At 51.6% G+C, this 3,199-nt stretch carries 1 protein-coding gene and 1 pseudogene; both read right to left on the bottom strand.

Going from position 1 to position 3,199, the window contains the following annotated elements:
- Positions 1–75: 75 nt before the first annotated feature.
- Positions 76–2,331 (bottom strand): conjugal transfer protein TraG N-terminal domain-containing protein, encoded by a 2,256-nt coding sequence (locus tag WA429_RS20820; protein ID WP_336107849.1) that lies wholly within the window; start codon positions 2,329–2,331, stop codon positions 76–78.
- Positions 2,331–3,104: pseudogene (locus WA429_RS20815) on the bottom strand (conjugal transfer protein TraH); the annotation flags it as partial. The gene WA429_RS20820 and the pseudogene WA429_RS20815, both read right to left, overlap by 1 nt.
- Between the last annotated feature and the right edge of the window lie 95 nt (positions 3,105–3,199).

Here is a 3,199-nt window from a genome sequence, read left to right as displayed (position 1 = left end):
ACCACCAACCAAAGGGCCCGGTTACGGGCCCTTTTCTTTTTGCGGAAGAAACCCGTTGCACCTGTGTTTTTAATTTTACTCAGTCGCCCTTTCCGCAGAACTAGCATACACACCCTCTTGGACCGCCATCGCTTTCAATTGATCGTACTCCGCTCGATGCGAAGTCGTCAGGTTCTGGCTAATTGCCAACGGTGAGACTGACTGCGAAGCGCCAAACGTATTGGCAAGTGCTCTAGCTTCTTGTGCTTGCGCAGACTTGGACTCTGCGTAGCTGGCTGCCTGCGATAGCTCTTCTGCTTCGCTTTTCCCCAAAACGCTGGTGATCGTATCATTGTTACCTTTCGCAAGATCCGCACTAACCGCATTCTGAAGCTGGGTTGACAACTGACTCCCGTCCCCAAACTCTTTCTCGAAGTTCGATTGCAGAGTTTCCTTCATCGCACTGGCCTCGTTAGCACTCCGTACAACGTTGCCATCCCCATTGATCGTGAATCCGTTTCCAAGTCCTTTGAAGCCGCCGCTAGCAGAAGCACCCAAGCTAATCTGGGCTGCTGCCTGGCTGATTTCGCTCTCTGTAAGATCCATACCCTCTGAAATCTTGCGGGCGGCATTCATTGACAACGTTTCCAGTTCAGACGAACTTGTTTGCCAACTTTCTGCAACTTTGTTCGCTATCGAACTCTGATCAGACCCCTGAAGTGCTTGGGAGAATGCGCTCGACAACTTTGTTCCGAACTCTTCACGAGATTGCTGTGCCGTCGATGCAGCCGTTCCCGCAGTGTTTGACAATGCACTGCCGAAGTTCATCGTGCCCACAACATTATCGAAACCTGTTTGACGAACGCCATTAGTCTGATCAGCCGTTAGCAATGGATTGGTTTGCATTGTTGGCGATGAAGAGTAGCTATCGGGCGCTATCTTTTTCTCATCAATGTGATCACCGCTTGAAAATGCTCCGGTCAGCTGGGTCATGGCGTACATACTGCCCGTCGCAAGAAATAGCGCTATCGTTGCAGCTGCCGCTACAAGCTTATCGAGCAGCGCCATCTTATCAATCAGCATCGTGTCAATTTGATCTAGCGCATTCAACGACGTGATACTTCCTGCCTCTGCAATCAGCGCTTGGAATTCGGTCGTGGTCGAGACCTGACCGTAGAGGTTAACGATGGACATTACTATCGGCCACATCATCACCCACAACAGTACCGCGATGTATTTTGTGACCAACTTGACGCCAAAGTCGCCCATAATAATGAGGATAGCGACCAATGGTGTCAGAGCGTACACCATACCAATGAAGAAAGATGCCGCAGCCGGCATGACTGAAGTCCACAACTGAGCCTCCCCACTCCACTGCGCTGCCCGCTGCCGACGCGCGTCCTCCATCATTGTTGTCCAAGGATCATTCAGTGCTGCAATCGATTCTTCGCGATATGATTTGTAGATCATATCGTAGAGCACTGTATTCAGTACCAGGTTCTGTGCGTTGGAAGCACCGCCGAAACTCCAACCTCGCAAGTTATCAATAGATTCTTCAATACTTCCCTCTACGACATCATACGTGGTCCCCTCCGGTAGACCGAAGCGGACCGCGTTTGCCGCGAGATATTCCGGGTAGAATGTATCTTCGAATGCATTCCTGAGATCGGCATAGGCATCTTCGCAGGTTAGTGATTCTTCCCCCGCGCCGAGGTTTACGAGAACCATGTTGTTTGCAAGCTTGGTATCAAACCCGTCTAGAATGTTGTCGCTATTGCGGATGGTGTTTCTCAGTTCAGTATTGTTCTCCTGAACCGACAACGGCCACACACAGGATTTGTAGTAGTTCCCCCAGTTTTGGGTCATACTTACTGTGGCCGCACCGGTTGTATCGGATAGGCCGGCCGTCGGTACTAGATATGGCATCATACGAACAGCGCGCAGCGTTTGCAGATCCGCAAACAAGCCATTTTGGGTCATCCCTGGGCGAGAGAAGCCTTGTTCCAGCAACTCTGTTAGAACCCAACCTGTCTTGGTCACCACAGTCCCCGTGACAGCGACACCAGTCGGAATGCCATCAACGATTTCGGTCTCACCAGTGAGCATGTTCTCCACAGCTACTTGCTGCGTAGTCCCAAAGAATGCCTGAAACATACCGATCGTGACGAGCGTAGTTCGCCAGCCAATTGCAGCCCCCGATGTAAGGTGTCGAATACCCGCAATCACAAGCGCTAGCACTCCACCGAACGCAGCGCCCGTACCTAAGTATCCGGTTGCCATAATCGCCGACACAGACTGCAGCACTTGAAGAACGAAATCTGCCTCTCCGGGCAGAAACATAGTGAAGTCCATCAAAGGCCTCCCGCGACTATCACGTCTTTGTTGGGAAGAACCTCTAGAAGCACCTGATAACGTTTCATAATATCTGAGGCGGGGCTCAAACTCGCTGCCCGCGTCTGCACTTCACTATCAATGCGCTCTGAGGAAGCAATCAGGATTTCATTTAGCTGATTGGCGTAGGAGTGATCCGATTGCTGCACAGCAGTTAAGGCAGCTCGAACCATATCTCGTACCGTGATATACGCCATATCGAACGCCAAACGCTCGATAGAATCCTCGACCAACAGTGTGCTCGCTGTCTCCCCGTACGGGGCCAACTTGTAGAGCATGCCGCCGAATGGTGTTGAAGCAAGAAATGCTCGCTCCTCATCTGACAGCTCGATCTGATTGGCCAGCTTTTGGACAATCCCCATAGATGCGGTAGTGCCAATCAACATCTCGCGGAAACGTTCTTTGAAGCCTACGAGAGTGACATCTTCATCTTTCACCATTTCGAGGCATTCATCCTGCCCAGTGCCGTCTGCGCACCTAAAGAGCGTCACCGACCCTCCGTCAATCAGATCCGCAAAGTTAATCGACGCGCCCATGACACTCTCTATGGGGTTCGACTTCTCGCCGTCGCCATTCTCCTCTTCAGGTGCCACGACGACTGTGCCTACAAGCGATAAAATCGCTCTTAAGACTTGATCATCTCCTGCGGCAAACCAACCAGATGCGTTATGCTGTTTCAGATACCGCCAGGTCAGATTGCCAGTAATTGTCTTAGTAACTTCGTCTGGCGCAACAGATGATGCGTTTTGGTGTGAACAGCGCGTCTTCTGGTCAAGCGAGGCCGCCGATCAGCCCGGCAGCCGCAATTTCGCCGGCATCAAAAACCCGG

Source organism: Thalassospira sp. CH_XMU1420-2 (assembly GCF_037029325.1).
Lineage (GTDB): Bacteria > Pseudomonadota > Alphaproteobacteria > Rhodospirillales > Thalassospiraceae > Thalassospira > Thalassospira povalilytica.
The sequence above is the reverse complement of the archived record's forward strand: the minus strand, read 5'-3'. Positions and strand labels throughout refer to the sequence as shown.